19 protein-coding genes are annotated in these 19629 nt (G+C 71.7%); 11 read left to right on the forward strand and 8 right to left on the reverse strand.

The genetic code is table 11. The features are described from left to right. Window positions 1-186: 186 nt before the first annotated feature. From SAVERM_RS20015 to serC, 7 genes are all read left to right on the forward strand, one after another. Entirely contained in the window at window positions 187-2427 is a 2241-nt protein-coding gene (locus SAVERM_RS20015) for a sensor histidine kinase (protein WP_010985308.1), read from the forward strand. Continuing rightward, entirely contained in the window at window positions 2424-2831 is a 408-nt protein-coding gene (locus SAVERM_RS20020) for a roadblock/LC7 domain-containing protein (protein ID WP_010985309.1), read from the forward strand. Before SAVERM_RS20015 ends, SAVERM_RS20020 begins: the two co-directional genes overlap by 4 nt. Beyond that, window positions 2828-3175 (forward strand): DUF742 domain-containing protein, encoded by a 348-nt coding sequence (locus SAVERM_RS20025; RefSeq protein WP_010985310.1) that lies wholly within the window; start codon window positions 2828-2830, stop codon window positions 3173-3175. Before SAVERM_RS20020 ends, SAVERM_RS20025 begins: the two co-directional genes overlap by 4 nt. Continuing rightward, window positions 3156-3791, forward strand: coding sequence for a GTP-binding protein (locus SAVERM_RS20030; RefSeq protein ID WP_042493310.1), 636 nt, complete (start codon window positions 3156-3158; stop codon window positions 3789-3791). Before SAVERM_RS20025 ends, SAVERM_RS20030 begins: the two co-directional genes overlap by 20 nt. Then, window positions 3788-5023, forward strand: a complete 1236-nt coding sequence (locus SAVERM_RS20035; RefSeq protein ID WP_010985312.1) for a cytochrome P450 — start codon at window positions 3788-3790, stop codon at window positions 5021-5023. Before SAVERM_RS20030 ends, SAVERM_RS20035 begins: the two co-directional genes overlap by 4 nt. Next, window positions 5020-6222 carry a cytochrome P450 family protein gene (locus tag SAVERM_RS20040; protein WP_010985313.1) on the forward strand — a complete coding sequence of 401 codons (1203 nt, stop codon included), beginning with the start codon at window positions 5020-5022 and terminating at the stop codon, window positions 6220-6222. Before SAVERM_RS20035 ends, SAVERM_RS20040 begins: the two co-directional genes overlap by 4 nt. Before the next feature lie 149 nt (window positions 6223-6371). Then, on the forward strand, window positions 6372-7490 hold the full coding sequence (gene serC / locus SAVERM_RS20045) for a phosphoserine transaminase (RefSeq protein WP_010985314.1): 1119 nt from the start codon (window positions 6372-6374) through the stop codon (window positions 7488-7490). A 144-nt stretch (window positions 7491-7634) separates the two neighbouring features. Here serC and SAVERM_RS20050 read toward each other — a convergent pair whose 3' ends face one another. Together SAVERM_RS20050 and SAVERM_RS43085 are read right to left on the reverse strand one after the other, a co-directional pair. Continuing rightward, window positions 7635-8615, reverse strand: coding sequence for a YncE family protein (locus SAVERM_RS20050; RefSeq protein ID WP_037645063.1), 981 nt, complete (start codon window positions 8613-8615; stop codon window positions 7635-7637). Window positions 8616-8625: 10 nt separating this feature from the next. Next, window positions 8626-8763 (reverse strand): hypothetical protein, encoded by a 138-nt coding sequence (locus tag SAVERM_RS43085; protein ID WP_162604340.1) that lies wholly within the window; start codon window positions 8761-8763, stop codon window positions 8626-8628. On the opposite strand from SAVERM_RS43085, the gene SAVERM_RS20055 reads away from it, so the two are divergent. Beyond that, complete coding sequence (locus SAVERM_RS20055; RefSeq protein ID WP_010985316.1) at window positions 8750-9436, forward strand: SGNH/GDSL hydrolase family protein; 687 nt, start codon at window positions 8750-8752, stop codon at window positions 9434-9436. The genes SAVERM_RS43085 and SAVERM_RS20055 overlap by 14 nt on opposite strands. 220 nt (window positions 9437-9656) lie before the next feature. Here the strand turns inward: SAVERM_RS20055 and SAVERM_RS20060 are convergent, their stop codons facing one another. Both SAVERM_RS20060 and SAVERM_RS20065 read right to left on the reverse strand, forming a co-directional pair. Then, window positions 9657-10451, reverse strand: coding sequence for an SAM-dependent methyltransferase (locus tag SAVERM_RS20060; protein WP_010985317.1), 795 nt, complete (start codon window positions 10449-10451; stop codon window positions 9657-9659). A 76-nt stretch (window positions 10452-10527) separates the two neighbouring features. Further along, window positions 10528-12063, reverse strand: a complete 1536-nt coding sequence (locus SAVERM_RS20065) for an MFS transporter (protein WP_010985318.1) — start codon at window positions 12061-12063, stop codon at window positions 10528-10530. Window positions 12064-12502: 439 nt separating this feature from the next. Here SAVERM_RS20065 and SAVERM_RS20070 point away from each other — a divergent pair, with 439 nt between their 5' ends. Together SAVERM_RS20070 and SAVERM_RS20075 are read left to right on the forward strand one after the other, a co-directional pair. Then, a complete protein-coding gene (locus SAVERM_RS20070; RefSeq protein WP_010985319.1) occupies window positions 12503-13201 on the forward strand; it encodes an RNA polymerase sigma factor in 699 nt (232 codons plus the stop codon). Next, entirely contained in the window at window positions 13198-14307 is a 1110-nt protein-coding gene (locus SAVERM_RS20075) for a CU044_5270 family protein (RefSeq protein ID WP_010985320.1), read from the forward strand. Before SAVERM_RS20070 ends, SAVERM_RS20075 begins: the two co-directional genes overlap by 4 nt. A 258-nt stretch (window positions 14308-14565) precedes the next feature. Here SAVERM_RS20075 and SAVERM_RS20080 read toward each other — a convergent pair whose 3' ends face one another. From SAVERM_RS20080 to thpR, 3 genes are all read right to left on the reverse strand, one after another. Then, on the reverse strand, window positions 14566-15558 hold the full coding sequence (locus SAVERM_RS20080; protein ID WP_010985321.1) for an aldo/keto reductase: 993 nt from the start codon (window positions 15556-15558) through the stop codon (window positions 14566-14568). Between the two features lie 64 nt (window positions 15559-15622). Next, complete coding sequence (locus SAVERM_RS20085; RefSeq protein ID WP_010985322.1) at window positions 15623-16675, reverse strand: quinone oxidoreductase family protein; 1053 nt, start codon at window positions 16673-16675, stop codon at window positions 15623-15625. Window positions 16676-17006: 331 nt separating this feature from the next. Further along, the gene (gene thpR / locus SAVERM_RS20090) at window positions 17007-17579 is read right to left on the reverse strand and encodes an RNA 2',3'-cyclic phosphodiesterase (RefSeq protein ID WP_010985323.1); all 573 of its coding nucleotides are present in this window, start codon (window positions 17577-17579) and stop codon (window positions 17007-17009) included. A gap of 39 nt (window positions 17580-17618) precedes the next feature. Here thpR and SAVERM_RS20095 point away from each other — a divergent pair, with 39 nt between their 5' ends. Then, window positions 17619-18137: a GNAT family N-acetyltransferase gene (locus SAVERM_RS20095; protein WP_037645061.1), complete on the forward strand. Its 519-nt coding sequence runs from the start codon at window positions 17619-17621 to the stop codon at window positions 18135-18137. Between the two features lie 43 nt (window positions 18138-18180). Here the strand turns inward: SAVERM_RS20095 and SAVERM_RS20100 are convergent, their stop codons facing one another. Then, on the reverse strand, window positions 18181-19527 hold the full coding sequence (locus SAVERM_RS20100) for an MFS transporter (RefSeq protein ID WP_010985325.1): 1347 nt from the start codon (window positions 19525-19527) through the stop codon (window positions 18181-18183). Window positions 19528-19629 lie beyond the last annotated feature (102 nt).

The raw sequence follows: 19629 nt of genomic DNA on the forward strand, positions 1-19629 counted from the left end.
CCAGGATGCATCCGACCACTGACAGTGACCACCGCCAACGCGGCGGACCGCTGCCCGGCCGGGCCCGATCGGATTAGGTGACCAGAATCAGAACCTCCCCAATTCGATCACCAACTCACATATAGTGACGGCAAATTGAGCACCAGGTGTCGACTCTCGCCCAGGACCCGACCTAGGACACGATTCATGACCGCGCCCCTCCCCCCAGGCGAACGGCCCACCCTCGGCTCCATCGCACCCTTCCCGCTGGTCACCGCCGTCGCGGCGGGGATCGCGGTGGCCGGCGCGGTCTTCGCGGCTCCGGACTCGGTACGCGCCCCCCTCGCCTGGGGCGGCGGCGCGGCCGTGCTGCTGCTGTGCACGGCGGTCGCCCTCGCCGCCCACGGCATGCGGGCGGCGAAGCTGGCGCGCGGACGGCTGGACGCCGTGACGCGGGACGCGGGGCGGCTGTTGCAGGAACGGGCCCGGCTGGCCGAGGACTTCAGCCAGGAGCGGGGCCGGCTGACGGACGGGTTCATCGAGGAACGCGCACGGCTGACCGAGGACTTCGCCCGCGAACGCGTCCGCCTCACCGACGAGTTCGCACAGGAGCGGGCCCGGCTCACCGGCGAGTTCGACCAGGAACGCACCCGCCGTACCGAGGAGTTCGACCGCGAACGCGACGAACTCACCACGGACTACACCCGGGAACGCGACCGTCTCACCGCCGACTTCACCCGGGAACGCGACAAGCTCACCGCCGACTTCACCGGCGAACGCGACCGGCTCACCGCCGACGTCACGCGACTCACCGCCGACGTCGCCCGGCTCACCGAGGAGAACGCCCGCCTCGCCGAGCGCGCCCGTCACGCCGCCGGCGCCCGTGCGGCCGCCGTCTCCGTGACCGGCAACGTGGCGGGCCGTATGCAGGCCCTCGCCACCGGGATGCTCGCCGACCTGCGCGGCATGGAGGAGCGGCACGCCGACGAGGAGGTCCTCACCGACCTGCTGTACCTCGACCACCGCACCGCGCAGGCGGGCCGCCTCGCCGACTCCGTGGCCGTGCTCGCCGGCGCCCGCTCGGGCCGCCGCTGGGCACGCCCCATCGTCATGGAGTCGATCCTGCGCGGCGCGATGGGCCGCATCGGCGGCTACCAGCGCGTGCGCGTCCACTCCTCCAGCGAGGCCGCCGTCGCCGGACACGCCGCCGAGGGCGTGATGCACGCACTCGCCGAACTCCTCGACAACGCCGCGAACTTCTCGCCGCCGACCGCCGAGGTCCACGTGTACGTCGAGGAAGTGCCGGCCGGTGTCATCGTCTCCGTCGAGGACAGCGGCCTGGTCATGAGCGACGTGCAGCTGCGCCGCGCCGAACGCGCCGTGTCCGGCGAGAGCTCCGACCTCGGCGGCCTCACCGGCACCCGGCTCGGCCTCGCCGTCGTGGGCCGCCTGGCCCGCAAGCACGGCCTGAAGGTGTCCTTCCGCCCGTCCGCGCGCGGCGGCACGGGCGTCCTGGTCCTCATCCCCCAGGACATCCTGTCGACGGTGCCGGCGGTCCCCCCGGCGCCCGCGCCCGCGCAGCCCGTCACCGCGGCCGCCGCTGCGACCACCACGGCTGCGACCGCCGTCGAACCGGCTGCCACGGATCCGGCCGTCGCGACCTCGACGGACGCGACCTCGACGGACGCGACCACGCCGGACGCGTCTCCCGCGACCGCTCCGCCCGCCGCCGCTCCGCCCGCCGCCGCTCCCTCGCGCCCCCTCCCGTCGTACGCCGCCGCCCGCTCCCCCGAGGACCTCGACCCCGACCCGGTCCCCACCCACGAGTCGGCCGAGCGCGGCGGCGGCGACACGGGCGGCCTCCCCAAGCGCCGCCGGGGCCGCGCCCTCGCCGAGGCCGAACGCGGCCGCCCCCACGCCACCGGCCGGACCGAGCGCGAGCCCCGCACCGCCGACGACGCCAAGGCGAGGGTCGCCCGCTTCAGCAGCTTCCGCCAGGCGGTACGCGGCACAATGCCCGACCAGGCCGCAGTCCAGGGCACGACAACCGATCCGACGCCCGAGGCCCAGGACCGGGACCGCGCCCGGGCCGAGGACCGAGACCGGAACCGGGCCAAGGCCGAGGGCCGAAACCAGGACCAGGCCGAGGGCGGGGACCGGGCCGAGGGCAGGGACCGGGCCAAGGCCGAGGACCAGGCCCAGGACCGGGACCGGGACCGGGACCGGGACCAAGTGCAGGTGCAGGTGCAGGACCGGCACCCCGCCAAGCTCACCAAGCCCACCAAGCCCGCACCCCCCACGACACCCCCGGCCCCCGTACGAGCCACAGCACCCGCCACCCCCGTACAGGACCCGCCGCCCGCCACCCCCTCGCAGTCCCAGCCGCACCCCCAGCCACAGCCGCACCCCCACTCGCACGCGCACCCGGAAGGCGACACCACTTCATGACCGGCACCACCACGGCCGACGAGAAACTCACCTGGCTCATCGAGGGTCTGATCGAGCGCACCCCGGGCACCCGGCACGCGCTCGTGCCCTCCCGCGACGGCCTGAAGCTGTGCCGTACGCCGGAACTGTCCGTCGACCAGGCCGATCAGCTCGCCGCGATCGCGGCCGGCATCCAGTCGCTGTCCCACGGGGCGTCCGTGGAGTTCGGCGACGGCAGCGGGGGCGTGCGCTCGGCCATGGCCGAGTTCTACGGCGGGGTCCTGTTCATCGTGGAGGCGGGCGAGGGCGCACATCTCGCCGTGGTCACCACCGAGGACGCGGACGCGGGTCTGGTCGGGCACAACATGAGCGAACTCGTGGAGCAGCTCGGCGAACACCTGAGCGCGCCGCCTCGTACGTCATGAGCCGCCCGGGCAGAGACGACGCGCCCGACCGGCTGTACACCCTCACGGGAGGACGCAGCCGGTCCGGCGACGACTCCCGCTTCGACCTCGTGACCCTCGTGGTGGCCGAGTGCGATCCGGTGCCGGGCATGCAGTCGGAGCACGCCGCGATCCTGCGGCTGTGCGACCGGCCGACGGCGGTCGTGGAGATCGCCGCCGAACTGCGGCTGCCCGTGAGCATCACCCGGATCCTGCTCGCCGACCTGCTGGCCGCGGGCCGCATCAGCGCCCGCCATCCGCGCAAGGCCGCGCTTCCCGACCCCGACATCCTGGAGCAGGTGCTCGTTGGACTCCGCAACCTCTGAGGACTCCGTGACCTCCGAGACCCCTGACACCCGTACCCCGTTGGGTGCCTCCGCCGACAACGGTCTGAAGATCGTGGTCGTCGGCGGCTTCGGCGTCGGCAAGACGACCCTCGTGCGCTCCGTGAGCGAGATACGCCCGCTCAGCACCGAGGAGACGATGACCCGGGCCGGCGAGACGGTCGACGACATCAGCGAGGTGCGCGGCAAGTCCGCGACCACCGTCGCCTTCGACTTCGGCCGTATCTCGCTCGACACCCGCAACATCCTCTACCTCTTCGGGGCGCCCGGCCAGGAACGCTTCTGGTTCCTGTGGGACCGCCTCTTCGCCGGCACGCTCGGCGCGGTCGTCCTGGTCGACACCCGCCGCATCGACGACTCCTGGTACGCCATCGACCGTCTGGAGCGGCACGGCACGCCGTTCATCGTCGCCTGCAACGACTTCGGCGGCCCCGCGCACACCCCCGAACAGATCCGCGAGGCCCTCGACCTCGACCCGCACGTCCCGCTGATCGACTGCGACGCCCGCTCGCGGGAGTCCAGCAAGCGGGTGCTGATCACCCTGGTCGAGCACCTCAAGAGCCTGTACGTCCCCCGAGCCCCGGAGTTGGCCCTGTGACCCCCGCCCCGGCCCCCGCCCCCGTTCCGCTGAGCGGCCCCCGGTTCCAGACCGACCCCGCCGCCCTGTACCGGGAGATGCGGCGCGAACACGGTTCCGTGGCACCGGTGCTGCTCGACGGCGACATACCGGCGTGGCTGGTGCTCGGCTACCGCGAGCTGCACCAGGTCACCGGCGACCCCGTGCTGTTCAGCCGCGACTCCGAGCTGTGGAACCAGTGGCCGAACATTCCCGCCGACTGGCCGCTGCTGCCGATGATCGGCCACAAGCAGCCGTCGATCCTCTACACGGTCGGCGAGCGCCACCGCGAGCGCGCCGCGATGATCAGCGACGCCCTGGAGGCCGTCGACCCCTTCGAACTGCGGTCCCTCACCGAGAAGTTCGCCGACGAGCTGATCGACGCGGTGTGCGCCAAGGGCGAGACGGACCTCGTCGCCGACTACGCGGCCCTGCTGCCCGTACGGGTCCTCGCCCTCCTCTACGGCTTCGCCGAGGAACAGGGCCCTGGTCTGGTCACCGCGCTGAACGACATGATCGACGGCCGTGACCGGGCGATCGCCGGACAGACCCATCTGGCCACGTCCATGGCGCAGTTGCTCGCCGACCGCAAGGCCGAGCCCGCGAACGACGTGGTCAGCCGGATGCTGGCGGATTCGGGTGGCTTCACGGACGAGGAGATCGCCCAGGACCTGATGGTCATGATGGCCGCGGGCCACCAGCCGACCGCCGACTGGATCGGCAACTCGCTGCGTCTGATGCTGACGGACGAGCGGTTCGCCGCCTCGCTGTTCGGCGGGCGCAACAGTGTCGCCGAGGCCATGAACGAGGTCCTGTGGGAGGACACCCCCACCCAGAACGTGGCCGGCCGCTGGGCCTCCCGCGACACCCAGCTCGGCGGGCGCCGCGTCCGCGCCGGCGATCTGCTGCTGCTCGGCCTCCAGGGCGCCAACAACGACCCGCAGGTACGGATCGACGGCGCCGCCCTGACCGGCGGCAACAACGCGCACTTCTCCTTCGGGCACGGCGAGCACCGCTGCCCGTTCCCGGCGCAGGAGATCGCGGAGGTCATCGCCCGCACCGGTATCGAGGTCGTACTGGACCGGCTGCCGGACATCGACCTCGCGCTGCCGGCCGGCTCCCTGGCCCGGCGGCCCTCCCCCTGGCTGCGGGGACTGACGGAACTGCCCGTGAAGTTCACGCCCATCCCCGCCCTTGGAGGTTCCCCCGCATGACGACTCGTATCGCCCTGGACCCGTTCGTCTCCGACCTGGAGGCTGAGAGCGCCGCCCTGCGCGCCGCGGGTCCGCTCGCCGCCGTCGAACTGCCCGGCGGGGTGCCCGTGTGGGCGGTGACGCACCACGCCGAGGCCAAGAAGCTCCTCACGGATCCCCGGCTGGTGAAGGACATCAACGTCTGGGGCGCCTGGCAGCGCGGTGAGATAGCCCCGGACTGGCCGCTGATCGGCCTGGCCAACCCCGGCCGCTCCATGCTCACGGTGGACGGCGCGGACCACCGCCGGATGCGCACCCTGGTCGCGCAGGCGCTCACGCCCCGGCGTGTGGAGCAGATGCGGGAGCGGATCACCAAGCTGACGGAGGAGCTCCTCGACCGGCTCACCGGCGAGGTCGTCGACCTGAAGGCCGACTTCGCCTACCCCCTGCCCATGTACGTCGTCGCCGACCTCATGGGCATCGACGAGGCGAGACTCCCCCGGCTGGGGGAGCTGTTCGAGAAGTTCTTCTCGACCCAGACCCCGCCGGCCGAGGTCATCGCCACCCTCACCGAGCTCGCCGGGATCATGGCGGAGACGGTGGCCGCCAAGCGGGCGGCACCGGGCGACGACCTGACCAGCGCGCTGATCCTGGCCTCCGAGGACGGCGACCACCTCACCGACGCGGAGATCGTCTCCACGCTCCAGCTGATGGTCGCGGCCGGCCACGAGACGACGATCTCCCTCATCGTCAACGCGGTCGTCAACCTCTCCACGCACCCCGAGCAGCGCGCCCTCGTCCTGTCCGGCGAGGCGGACTGGTCGTCGGTGGTCGAGGAGACGCTGCGCTACTCGACGCCGACCTCCCACGTCCTGATCCGCTTCGCGACCGAGGACGTCCCGGTCGGGGACAAGGTGCTCCCGGCGGGTGACGCGCTGATCGTGTCGTACGGCGCCCTCGGCCGCGACGAGGCGGCGCACGGGCCGACGGCGGGCGAGTTCGACATCACGCGCTCCACGGAGAACCGGCACATCTCCTTCGGCCACGGCCCGCACGTGTGCCCGGGCGCGGCGCTGTCCCGTCTGGAGGCGGGCGTCGCACTGCCGGCCCTCTACGCCCGCTTCCCGAAGCTGGACCTGGCGGTCCCGGCGGCGGAACTCCGCAACAAGCCGGTGGTGACCCAGAACGACCTGTTCGAGCTGCCGGTGCGGCTGGGCTGAGCGGGCTCGCTCCGCGAACTCCCCCGGACCGAGCAGGTCGGCCGGGGCGGCGGGCGGCGGGGGCGATAAAAGGACCAGTTCGTGGACACGGCGTCTCACCCGACGGACTGCGTTACGCCCCCGTTTCCCGGACCGGATACGCTCCGTCCGTGGCTGAGATCCAGATTCCTTCCGACATCAAGCCCGCTGACGGACGTTTCGGCGCGGGTCCCTCCAAGGTGCGGACAGAGGCGCTGGACGCCCTGGCCGCCACGGGCAGCTCCCTGCTCGGCACCTCCCACCGACAGGCGCCGGTCAAGAACCTGGTCGGCAAGGTCCGCGAGGGCGTCAGCGAGCTGTTCTCGCTGCCCGAGGGCTACGAGGTGATCCTCGGCAACGGCGGCTCCACAGCGTTCTGGGACGTCGCGACCCACGGGCTGATCGACAACAAGTCCCAGCACCTCAGCTTCGGCGAGTTCTCGTTGAAGTTCGCGAAGGCCGCGAAGCTCGCCCCCTGGCTCGCCGAGCCCACGGTCATCTCCTCCGACCCGGGCACCCACCCCGAGCCGGCCGCCGAGGCGGGCGTGGACGTCTACGCCTTCACGCACAACGAGACCTCCACCGGTGTCGCCGCCCCGATCAAGCGCGTCGCGGGCGCCGACGAGGGCTCCCTGGTCCTCGTGGACGCCACCTCCGGCGCGGGCGGCCTGCCGGTCGACATCACCGAGACCGACGTCTACTACTTCGCCCCGCAGAAGTCCTTCGCCGCCGACGGCGGCCTGTGGCTCGCGGTGTTCTCCCCGGCCGCGATCGAGCGCGCCGAGCGTATCCACGCCTCCGGCCGCCACGTCCCGGAGTTCTTCTCGATCCCGACGGCGATCGACAACTCCCGCAAGAACCAGACGTACAACACCCCGGCCCTCGCCACCCTCTTCCTCCTCAACGAGCAGCTGGAGTGGATCAACGGCCAGGGCGGCCTGGACTGGGCGGTGGGCCGCACGGCGGCCTCGTCGAGCGCGCTGTACGGCTGGGCCGAGGACGTGAAGTACGCGACCCCGTTCGTCACCGACCCGGCCAAGCGCTCGCAGGTCATCGGCACGATCGACTTCGCGGACGAGGTCGACGCCGCCGCCGTCGCCAAGGCCCTGCGCGCCAACGGCATCGTCGACACCGAGCCCTACCGCAAGCTCGGCCGCAACCAGCTCCGCGTCGCGATGTTCCCGGCGATCGACCCGGCGGACGTCGAGGCGCTGACGAAGTGCATCGACTACGTGATCGAGAAGCTGTAACTCCTTCTCGTACGCCGACGAGGGGCGCCCGGCATCAGCCGGGCGCCCCTCTGTCATGTCCCACGCTCGTGTCGCACGCTCATGCGTTCCACGCTCTTGTGTTCGGACGCTCATGTCCCGCGCAGTCGTGCGACGACCCGGGCGTCAGCCCCTGCGCAACAGCCGCTTGACGCCGAGGCCCAGGGCCAGGGCGACCGCGAGGGCGAGGGCGCCGACCTTGTAGTTCGCGTGTGAGCCGTCGCTGTCGCCGTCCTGCGCGGAGGCCGAACCGCCGCCCCCGGAGGGCGACTTGGCGCCGGAACCGCTGTAGCCCGGCACGCTCCCCGGCTTCACCGCGCTGTCCGCCCCCTCGCTCCCGTACATCAGCTCCGAGCCGTCGGCGGTGTACGTGACGGACTCGCCCTGCCGCTGCAACGGCACGCTGAGCTGCCCCTGCCGTTTGATCTTCCCGCCGTTCCACGTGTACGCGATCCCGCCGAAGTAGCCGCGTACGGCGAGCTGCTTCCCGTCGGGCGAGAAGGCGGCGTCGGTGGCCCACAGGCCGACGGCGCCGAGGGGCTCGAAGACGTTCGTCCCGGAGGCGGAGAGCCGTGCCGGGCCCTCGTACAGGTGCCCGCCGTCCTCCTTCTTGTCGACGATGTAGACCCGCCCGGTCTTCGGATGCACCATCAGCGACTCCGCGTCGCGGGCTCCGTCCGCGTACTTCACGACGTACTGCGTGGCACGGATCGTCTGGTCCTCGAGCACCTTGGGCTCGGGCAGTTCGTAGATCCACACGTGGTCCCACTGGCCGCCGAGGTTGTCGCCGATGTCGCCGACATAGATCTCGTTGCCCGGGCCTATGGAGATGGCCTCGACGTCGCGCGGCGAGCCGACGCCGCTCAGGGTGACGGTGGCGACGGTCTTCCCGGTCCGGCTGTCCACGGCGTAGAGGTACGGGCCGTCGTCGCTGTCGTTGTGCGTCCAGTAGACACCGGGGTGCAGGCGCGAGGCGGCGAGGCCGCTGGACTCGGTGATCCGGGAGTCCCCGATGGTGAACCCCTCGTCCCCGTCGGCGGCGACGGCGGGTGCCGACAGCACGACGAGCAGGGCGGACCCGGCGAGGAACGGAAACGATCGGCGCATGCGCATGGGCTCAAGCCTGCCATCCCGGACGCATGTTCACCCCGCCGTACGCGGCGTTGCGGCGCCGCACCCACGTGTGCAGCCTCACATCACCGGGGGAGGTGCCGGCCGTGCCGATCCACGATGATGAGCGGATGCTCAGGTTCATGCCCGTAGGCGACTCCCAGACGATCGGAAGCGCGGGCGAACACACATGGCGTTACCGGATGTGGCAGCATCTGCGCGCCGCGTACGGCGGACCGTTCCGGATCGTCGGCCCGCGCGAGACGCTCTACGACAAGGCCACGGACGCCCCCGACTCGTACGAGTACGCGGACCCGGACTTCCCCCGCGCCCACCTGGCCGGCTGGGGCGAGGGCTGGCTGCACATGGCCCCGCTGATCGGCGAGGCGGTCCGCACCTGCCGGGCCGATGTACTGCTGGTGGCGCTGGGCCTGATCGACCTGGGCTTCTACACGAACGCGCCCCAGACGGCGGAGAACGTCCGGTCCTTCGTGGCCGAGGCCCGTACGGCGAACCCGCGGATCCGGATGATCGTGCTTCCGGTGATACCGAACGTACGCGCGGAGTCGGACACCGCCTTCGCCGCCGAGGTCGCGTCGTTCAACGAACTCCTGGCCAAGGCGGTCGCCGACCTGGACGAACCCCAGTCGCCCCTGCTGCTGGCCTCGCCGCCGCCGTCGTACGACACCGACTTCGACACCTACGACGGAACGCACCCGAACGCGAGCGGCGAGCACAAGATCGCGGAGGCCTTCGCGGAGGCGATGTACCAGGCCTGGGACGTCGGCGAGCCCTACGCCGCCGCCGACTTCGCCTGACCGGAGGCGGCGGGGAGCGCCGACGTGAAGAGGGGGTCGGCGTCGGGCCCGCGGTCCCCGAGCGTGCTGTCCAGGTGGACGTGGGTCATGAGGGCGTACGACGTCCGCGGTGAGACCCCGGTCGGCTCCACCGAAGGCGCCGGCCCCCTCCCACTCCGATGACATCGCGATCGGTGTACGTGGTCATGCGCCAACCCTCCGACCTGAACCAAGGTCGAGGTCAAGTGCTCCGGGCCGGTCCGCCGGACGGGCCCTGGGTCCGGGCGGTCACCAGCGCGAAGGAGAGGAACTCCCCGGCGTCGGCGGTCAGCATGTCGATGACCGGCTGGTGGGCCGCCCGCCCCTCCGGCAGGTGCTCCGCACCCGCACGGCTCCACAGCAGCCAGTCCCGCCAGGCGTCCTCCTGGAGCCGCGCGGACGTCACCGTCACCAGCTCGGTGATCTCCCACTGGAACCGCCACCACTCGGCGGTGTGCCAGGCGATGGCCTCCCAGCCGACCAGGGCCTTGATGTGCGGGGGTATCGCGCCGAGTTCGCGGATCTCGCGGGTCAACGCGGGCGTGGCGATGCCCAGTTGGCCACCCGGACGCAGGAACTTCACCAGGTACGGCAGGTAGCTGTCCGCCGTACCGAAGTACTCGAACGCGTCGATGCTCACGATCGCGTCGAAACTCCCCTCCTCGAAGGGCAGTTGATGCGCCTCGGCCCGTACGGCCGCCACCTGCCCGCCGACGCCCGCCGCCTCGAAGACGGCCGTCGCCTCGTCCGCCCCGATCCACCAGTCGGCGGCGACGACGTCGACGCCGTACTCCCGCGCGAGGAACACCGACGTCGCCCCCTTCCCGGAACCGAGGTCGAGGACCCGCATGCCCGGTCTCAGGTCCAGGTCCCGCGCGAGGTCCTCCAGCAGCCACAGGGGGTTGGGGCCCATGTCGAGGCCGAGCAGCCAGCCGGGGTCGTAGGCGGAGGAGCGGGGGTAGCGGTCCGGGCGTACGAGTGCGTCGAGAGCGGTCACAAGGGACGAGCCAAGCGGATCAGGGGGTGCGGGACAACCGGGTTTCGGGGGACCGTACGGGTGCCCGGGGTGGACGTCAGCCCATGTGGACCGGGGCCGCGCCCTCGACGTGCCGCTGCTTGCCGGCGTTGACGGCCAGGGCGGTGACGGCCAGACCGGCGAGGAACATGCCGGCGGCCGCGGCGAAGGCCATGGTGTACCCGTGGGTGAGCGCGTCGCCCGCCTCGGCGACCAGGGCGGAGTCCTTGGCCGCCAGGCCCCGGTAGAGGGCTCCGGCCGCCTCCGGCAGCTTGTCGTCGGCCGCGGAGGTGGAGACGGTCGACAGGACGGCGAGGCCGAGTGCGCCGCCGATCTGCTGGGCGGTGTTCAGCAGCGCCGAGGCCACTCCGGTGTCCTCGTGGGAGACGCCGCTGACCGCGCCGAGGGTCATCGGGACGAAGCTCATGCCCAGGCCGAGGGCGGTGACGAACATGGCGGGCATCAGATGCCCGGCATACGAGGAGTCCGGCTCCAGCGTCGCGAACCAGAACATGCCCACGGCCGCGACCAGCAGCCCCGGCCCGGCGATCACCCGCGGCGCGAACCGGGCGACCAGCTTGGAGCTGACTCCCGCGGCGGCCGCCATCCCGAAACTGAACGGCAGAAACGCGAAGCCGGTCCTGACCGGGCTGTAGCCCAGGATCAGCTGCGCGTACAGCGTCAGGAAGTAGAAGGTCGCGAACATCCCCGCGCCGATGAACAGCATCGTGGCGTAACTGCCGGAGCGGCTACGGTTCTTGAACAGCCGCAGCGGCATCATCGGGTGCGCGGTCCGCGCCTGAAGCCACAGGAACGCCGCCAGCAGCACGGCCGCCGCCGCGAAGGAGGCCAGCGTGAGCCCGCCCGTCCACCCGTGTTCGCCGCCGCGCGTGATGCCGTGGACCAGGGCGATCAGCCCACCTGTGCCGGCGATGGCGCCGGGCACGTCCAGACGACCGGGGTGACGCTCGGCCTCGACGAGCGTCCGCGTCCCGGCCAGCACCGCGAGCCCGATGGGAATGTTGACGAAGAACACCCAGCGCCAGTCCAGTACGTCGGTGAGCGTGCCGCCCAGCAGCAGCCCGACCGTCGCGCCGACGCCGCCCATGGCCGCGTACACACCCATCGCCGTATTACGCGGCTTTCCCACGGGGAACGTGGTGGTGATGAGCGCCAGCGCACTGGGCGCGGCGAGCGCGGCTCCGACGCCCTGGAGAATACGGGCGGCGATCAGCAATCCCTCATTCGGCGCGAGCCCGCCCAGCAGGGACGCCAGTGTGAAGACGGCGATGCCCACCTGGAACATCTTCCGCCGCCCGAAGAGATCCCCCGCTTTTCCGCCGAGCAGGAGGAGTCCGCCGAAAGCCAGCGCATACGAGTTGACGATCCACGCCAGGTTCGCGTCGGACACACCCAGGTCCGTCTGAATGGCGGGCAGGGCGATGTTGGTGATCGTGGCGTCGAGAACCACCATCAGCTGGGCCGCGGCGATCACGACCAGGGCGAGTCCGAGATGCCGGCCGGCGGACGGGGAACCGGCGCCGGATGTGTCCGGCCCCGCGGGGGCGACGACAGCCGTGCTGTCAGCAGACATGGAAATACTCCAAAGGTGGGCTGGAAACATTTCCCCGGAGCATGAAAGCGACCCGAAAAGTCAACTTCAATTCCGAGAAGGAAAGCCGGGGCGAACGGAATCCAACGAAACGGGACGCCCACGCAATGCAATCCGAGACGAGGTGCCGACACGGCACAACCCGGCCTCGGGACGAGCGTCCACCATAACAGCCGTACCTCCTTGAAGGCGGCGAATATGGGATTTGCATTTCCGACCTGAGCGTGGTCTCACGAAAAGGCGAACGAAAAATGTGTCCACAATTTCCCCCGAAAAGCAAACCGGTGACCCGACGCTCATTTCACGGCTCCGGTCACCGTGCGTATCGTTGCGGTACGCGCACGGCTGCCCGTCCGGAAGGATTCAGTGCGTGTGACGTACATCACGGGAAGCCGAAGGGTGTGGGCGACAGCTCAACGTTGTGAGCATTCCTTTGCGTACCCGGGTGCGGGCCGGGAATTCGAGCGCGTTCGCGGAGCTGTACGACAGCTACGCCCGCGCGGTCTACAACCATGCCTTCCGGCTCACCGCCGACTGGTCGACGGCCGAGGACGTGATGGCCACGACCTTCCTGGAGGCCTGGCGGCTGCGTGAACGGGTCGACCCCGAGGGCGGCTCCCTACGGCCCTGGCTGCTGGGCATCGCCACCAACACCGCGCGCAACCAGTACCGCAGCAACCGTCGCTACCGTGCCGCCGCCAACGCCGCCGCCGCTGCCCAGCTGTCGGTCCCCGACCACGCCGACGAGGTCGCCGGCCGGATCGACGACCGGCACCGCCTCGCGACCGCCCTCACCGCGCTCGCCGCCCTGCGCCGACCCGAACGCGAGGTCATCGCGCTCTGCCTGGGCGAGGGCCTGGACTACGAGGCCGCGGCGGAGGCCCTGGGCATCCCCGTCGGCACCGTCGCCTCCCGGCTCTCCCGCGCCCGCAAGAAGCTGCGCGCGCTCGCCGGGGCCGAAGCGGACGCCCGCCCGGCAGCCAAGTCGGCGTCGGCATCGGCGTCGGCGTCGGCGTCGGCGAAGAAAGTTCGCGGGAAGCGGGAAGGCGCCCGCCCCGGCCGACAGACAAGAGGCGATCACGCACACGCGATCCGGCCCGCACAGGAAGGAAACCGATGAACGCGAACACGTCCCGGCAGCACCCGGCCGAGTGGGAAGAGGGCGCACAGCTCTTTACCCGGACGGCGCGCGACCTGCCGACGGGCCGTCACCAGTTCCACAAGGAGCGTCTGATGGCCCAGATCCAGCAGGAGCAGCAGGAGCAGCGGGGCGAGCACACGGGCAGGTCCGCGGTCCCGGCGAAGACGCGGCGGCTGCGGCTGCCGCGCCCGGCGATCGTCCTGCCCGCGATGGCCGCCACCGTCGCCGCGGCGGTCGTCGCCGGGGTGGCGATGTCCGACGGCGGCGGGGTCAGGGACGGCGGTGTCGCCACCGGACCGGCCCTGACCGCCGAGGTGGGCGCCGCGACCAGCAAGGGCCTACCCCAGCTGCTCGACCAGATCTCGCTGGTCGCCGCCAAGGAGTCCCACCCGGTCGTCAAGCCCGGCCAGTACGTCTACATCGAGTCCAAGACGGCCGACACCTTCCTGAAGACCGTCGACGACAAGACCAGCCTGGCCAGCCACGCGCTGCACCGCCGCCAGGTGTGGAACTCCCCCGACGGCACCAAGGGTTGGCTCATCGACCCCGCCGTCAACACGGACTCCGCGGGGGAGACCCTGAGCCTGCCCGACGAGCAGGGCAACACCCCCAAGGGCAGCCTCAACTACCCGACGTACGACTACCTCGCCAAGCTGACCACCGACCCCGACCAGCTCCTCGCCCTGATCTACAAGGAGACCAAGGGCCAGGGCAACACCCCCGACCAGCAGGCCTTCACCACCATCGGCGACCTGCTCGGCGAGAGCTACCCGCCGGCGGAGCTGTACTCGGCCCTGTTCAAGACCGCCGCGAAGATTCCCGGCGTCGTCGTGGTGCCGGAAGCGGTGGACGCGGTCGGCAGGACCGGGATCGCGGTGGCCCGCCTGGACGAGACCAGCGGTCAGCGCGAGGAGTGGATCTTCGACAGGAAGACCCACGTCTTCCTCGGCGAGCGCTCCGTCCAGGTGAAGAAGAACACCGGCACGGAGGCCCTGATGAAGCCCGGCACGGTGACCTTCACCAGCGCGATCCTCCACCGGGCCGTCGTCGACGGCATGAAGCAGGCACCGTCACAGGCGGGCTGACCGCCCCACCACCTCGTACCGCGACTCACCGGACTACGCGACCGAGACGAGGCTCTCCTTCGGAGACGACGTGGACCTCGCCGACACCGTCGTCGGCCTCACCCTCAAAACCGACGAGTTCCCCCGCGCCTGAGCCCGCTCACGGCCCGGGTCGTGGTGGCCGCCGTTCCCTCCAGGGCCGTTCCCTCCAGGGGCCGTTCCCTCCAGGGGCCGGCCGGAGCCATGGCGGCCACCACGCGAAACCATCGGTTTACGACGTCACCAGGCGAACGCTTCAGGTGACGGCCCCGGGCCCGGGAAGATCTCGTCCAGGCCGGACAGCAGTTCCTCCGACAGCTCCAGCTCGACGGCGCGCAGGGCGGAGTCGAGCTGTTCGGCGGTGCGGGGGCCGACGATGGGTCCGGTGACTCCGGGGCGGGTCAGAAGCCAGGCCAGTGCGGCCTCGCCGGGCTCGACCCCGTGCTTGTCGAGCAGATCCTCGTACGACTGGATCTGCGCGCGGATGGCGGTGTTGGCCAGGGAGTCGGCGGCCCGGCCGGAGGCGCGTCGGCCGCCCTCGGCCTCCTTCTTGATGACACCGCCGAGCAGTCCGCCGTGCAGCGGCGACCACGGGATGACACCGAGCCCGTACTCCTGCGCGGCCGGGATGACCTCCATCTCGGCGCGGCGCTCGGCGAGGTTGTACAGGCACTGCTCGCTGACGAGCCCGATGGTGCCGTGGCGGCGCGCGGCGATCTCGTTGGCCTGGGCGATCTTGTAGCCGGGGAAGTTGGAGGACCCCACGTACAGGATCTTCCCCTGCTGCACCAGCACGTCGACGGCCTGCCAGATCTCCTCGAAGGGAGTCGAGCGGTCGACGTGGTGGAACTGGTAGATGTCGATGTAGTCGGTCTGGAGGCGCTTCAGACTGGCGTCCACCGCCCGCCGGATGTTCAGGGCGGAGAGCTTGTCGTGGTTGGGCCAGGGGTCGCCGCCGGCGGCCATGTTCCCGTACACCTTGGTGGCCAGGACCACCTTGTCGCGACGGTCGCCGCCCTGCGCGAACCAGTTCCCGATGATCGATTCCGTACGGCCCTTGTTCTCGCCCCAGCCGTACACGTTGGCGGTGTCGAAGTAGTTGATGCCCGCGTCCAGCGCCGCGTCCATGATCGCGTGGCTGTCGGCTTCGTCGGTCTGCGGACCGAAGTTCATGGTGCCGAGGACGAGTCGGCTGACCTTGAGTCCTGTGCGTCCGAGCTGCGTGTACTCCATGAGGTCCCAGCCAACGCCTTCGAGCCCGCTCGAAGCAAGCATGGCGAAGAGCCGGTTCGGCTCGTCAGGGTCGCGGCGGCGCCACCGCGAGCACCGCCTTCCCCCGGTTCGCCCCCGACTGGAGTACCCGGTGGGCCTGCGGTGCGTCGGGCAGGGCGTACTCGTCCGTGATGTCGATGTGGAGGTCGCCCGCTGCGGCCAGGGCGAGGGCCGCGAGGGCGTGGGTGCGGACGAGGGCCGGGTCACGGCGGGCGAGGTCGCCGATGTTGTAGCCGGTCAGGGTGCGGTTGTTCTTCCAGAGGGGGAGGACGGGGAGCCGCAGGTCGGGGTGGCGGCCCGCTTCTCCGTACACCGCAAGGCGGCCGAAGGGGGCGAGCACCTCGAAGCCGGCCAGGCGGGTCGGGCCGCCGACCGGGTCGAGGACGATGTCGACGCCCCGGCCACCGGTGGCCGCGCGGACCGCGTCCCCGAAACCGTCGCGCACGAAGACCGCGTCGTAGCCGAAGCGCTTCGCGTACGCGGCCTTTTCGGGGGTGCCGACCGTGCCGTACACAGCCGTGGCTCCCAGGGCGCGGGCGATCTGTGCCGCCGCCGAGCCGACGCCTCCGGCCGCCGCGTGGATCAGTACCGTCTCGCCGGGGGCGATGCGAGCCGCGCCGGCGAGGACACCGTACGCCGTGGTCAGGACGAGCGCCGCGCCCCCGCCGGTGCGCAGGTCGAGGCCACCGAGGGGGAAGACGAAGGCGGCCGGGGCGACGACGTACTCGGCGTACCCGCCGCCGTCGGGGAGATACGCGGCCACGGCATCGCCGACGGACAGGCCGCGCGCCCCGTCGCCGTCACCGAAGGACCGGCCGCTCACCCCCGTGCCGTCACCGACCGCCGGGCCCGTCACGCCGTCGCCGAGCGCGGCGATGTGACCGGCCGCCTCCAGACCGGTGACCGTCTCGCCCTCGGGCGCGCCGAAGTCGCCCAGGCGGTGCTGGACCTCGCCGTAGTTGACGCCGGCGTAGGCGACGCGGATCAGGACCTCGCCGGGACCGGGCTGAGGGTCGGGGAGTTCGACGAGGCGCAGCACCTCGGGTCCGCCGGTCTCCCTGAACGCGATCGCCTTCATGTGTGTGCCCCCCCAGGGGCGCCGCCGGGCGCCCATGATCCGCACGTCCTGTGTGACGGTCGAACCCCGGAGCCGTACGCCCCTATTCCCGGGCCGGCCCCGGAGGCGTTCGCCTGGCAGCCCCCCGGCGCTCGCCGGGGAAGGCGGGGCAGGCAGGGCAGGCGGGGAACGGCACAGCGGTGGCGGCGGCGGTCTACTGTCCGACCGCCGCCGCCAGCGCCACGACGACGAACATCAGCACAAGCACACCGGCCATGATCCGGTTACGGGTCTTCGGGTCCACGCCCTTGAGCCTAACCGCCCCCGCCCGCCCGTCCTCAGGCGCCCGCTCTCAGGCGCCCGCCCCGAGCGGCCATCCGGCGACCGTCTCGTACCGGGGCTGCTCACCCGGCACCCCCGACTTCGGCAGCCGGCTGCGTACGAGACACAGCTCGCCCACCGTCCACGTGCGGCTCGCGAAGGTGTCGAGGGCCTCGACGTAGGGCCGCGCGTCGACCGCGTCGCGGCTGCGCGCCACCGTCAGATGCGGGCGGTAGCGGCGGTGCTCCCCCATCGGCACGCCCGCCCTCCCGGCCGCCGCCTCCGCCCGCTCGGCCAGCAGCCGCAGGGTGCCCAGGTCGCCCTCCGCGCCCGCCCACAGCGCCCGCCCATGGCCGAACTGTCCTCCGCCCCGCACCGCCAGCGGAAAGGGCGCGGTCCGCCGGGCGGCGCGCTCCAGCCGTACCGAGAGCTCCGGTACGAGTTCGTCGTCGACCTCTCCGTAGAAGGCGAGCGTGAAGTGCCAGCCGGGGCGGCCCGTCCAGCGCAGCCCGTCCGCTCCCGGCAGCCGGTGCAACTCGTCGACGGCAGAGGCGAGTTCCCGGACCACGTCATCGGGTGGCAGCACCGCGGCGAAGAGTCTCATGACGTCACCTTCCCAGAGGCCTACCCTGCTCGCATGAAGATCAGCATGAAGATCAGGAAGGGCACCACCGACGACATCCCCGCCATACTCGGCCTGCTCGACGGCGCGGTCGCCTGGCTCGTCTCGCAGGGGCGCACCCGGCAGTGGGGTACCCGGCCGTGGACCGAGCGGCCCGGGGCGGTGGAGATGGTGCACACGTACGTGGCCGCCGGCACTCCGTGGATCGCGGAGGTCGACGGCGTCCCCGCGGGCACGCTCACCCTCAGCGAGGGCCCCGGCGGCTACGTCGCCCCGGCGGGCGAACCCGAGCGGTACGTGCATCTGCTCGCCGCCGACCACCGGTTCGCCGGCCACGGCGTCGGCGGGGCCCTGCTCGCGCACGCCGCCGAGGAGACACGGCGGGCGGGGGTCTCCCTGCTGCGGGTCGACTGCTACGCGGGGGACGACGGCAAGCTCGTCGCGTACTACGAGGGCAACGGCTTCGTCCGGACGGAGCCCTTCACCGTGACCGTCGACGGCGCCGACTGGCCGGGGCAGGTGCTGGCACGGCGGGTGTAGGCCCGGAGGGTGCGGGCGCGTCGGCCCGCCCTCCGGGCGCGGCTCACGCCGCCGTCGCCAGCTCGCGCTCGCGCGGGACGAAGCGAACCTGCGGATGCCCGTGGTGCCAGCCGACCGACAGGCGCAGACCGCCGACGCGGGCCAGCACCAGGCCGATCGTGACGGCCGCGAGGGCCGAGACGAGACCGCCGGCGGCGAAGCCGACCCTGGCTCCGTACGCGTCCGTGATCCAGCCGACCACGGGCGCGCCCAGCGGCGTACCGCCCATGAAGACCATCATGAACAGGGCCATGACGCGGCCGCGCATGGCCGGGTCGGTGCCCATCTGGACGGCCGTGTTCGCGGTGACGTTCACCGTCAGACCGAACATGCCGATCGGGACCATGAGGAGCGAGAAGAGCCACAGCGACGGGGCGACGGCCGCCACGATCTCCAGCGCGCCGAAGGCCACCGCCGACGCGATCAGGACCCGCAGCCGGGCCGTGCCGCGCCGGGCGGCCAGCAGCGCGCCCGCCACCGAGCCCACCGCCATCAGCGTGTTGAACAGGCTGTAGGCACCGGCGCCCGCGTGGAAGACGTCGTCCGCGTACGCCGACAGCCAGACCGGGAAGTTGAAGCCGAAGGTGCCGATGAAGCCGACGAGGACGATCGGCCAGATCAGCTCCGGGCGGCCGGCGACATAGCGGAGGCCTTCGCGCAGCTGGCCCTTGCCGCGCGGGGCCCGCTCGACGACATGCAGCTCGCGGGAGCTCATGAGGAGCAGGCCCGCGATCGGGGCGATGAAGGACAGGCCGTTGAGCAGGAACGCCCAGCCCGTGCCGACGCCCGTGATCAGGACACCGGCCACCGCGGGGCCGATCAGGCGGGCCGACTGGAAGTTCGCCGAGTTCAGGCTGACCGCGTTCTGCAACTGGCCGGGGCCGACCATTTCGGAGACGAAGGACTGCCGGGCCGGGTTGTCGACGACCGTGGCGAGGCCGACGGCGAAGGCCGCCAGGTAGACGTGCCAGACCTGGACGTGGCCGGAGAGGGTCAGGAAGGCGAGGGCGAGACCGGTGACGCCCATCGCCGACTGGGTGGCGAGCAGCGTGGGGCGCTTGGGGAGGCGGTCGACGAGGACGCCGCCGTACAGCCCGAAGAGCAGCATCGGCAGGAACTGGAGCGCGGTGGTCACACCGACGGCGGTGGACGAGCCGGTGAGGCTCAGCACCAGCCAGTCCTGGGCGATGCGCTGCATCCAGGTGCCGGTGTTGGAGACGACCTGGCCGGTGAAGAAGAGGCGGTAGTTCCTGATCCTCAGCGAGCTGAACATGGAGGAACGCCTGGGTGCGGACGGGGAGTCGTGGGCGGCAGGTGCGGGGGCGGAGTCTGCTCCGGATCCCGTACTCAAACGGATTCGCCTCCTTGTGATGGGCGGCTGCCTACGCGCGGGTGGGGCCGCGTCTTACAGGTGTGCGGTTGCAGGTGGGGCAGTTGCAGGTGGGGCAGTTGC

The sequence above is a fragment of the Streptomyces avermitilis MA-4680 = NBRC 14893 genome, assembly GCF_000009765.2.
GTDB lineage: Bacteria > Actinomycetota > Actinomycetes > Streptomycetales > Streptomycetaceae > Streptomyces > Streptomyces avermitilis.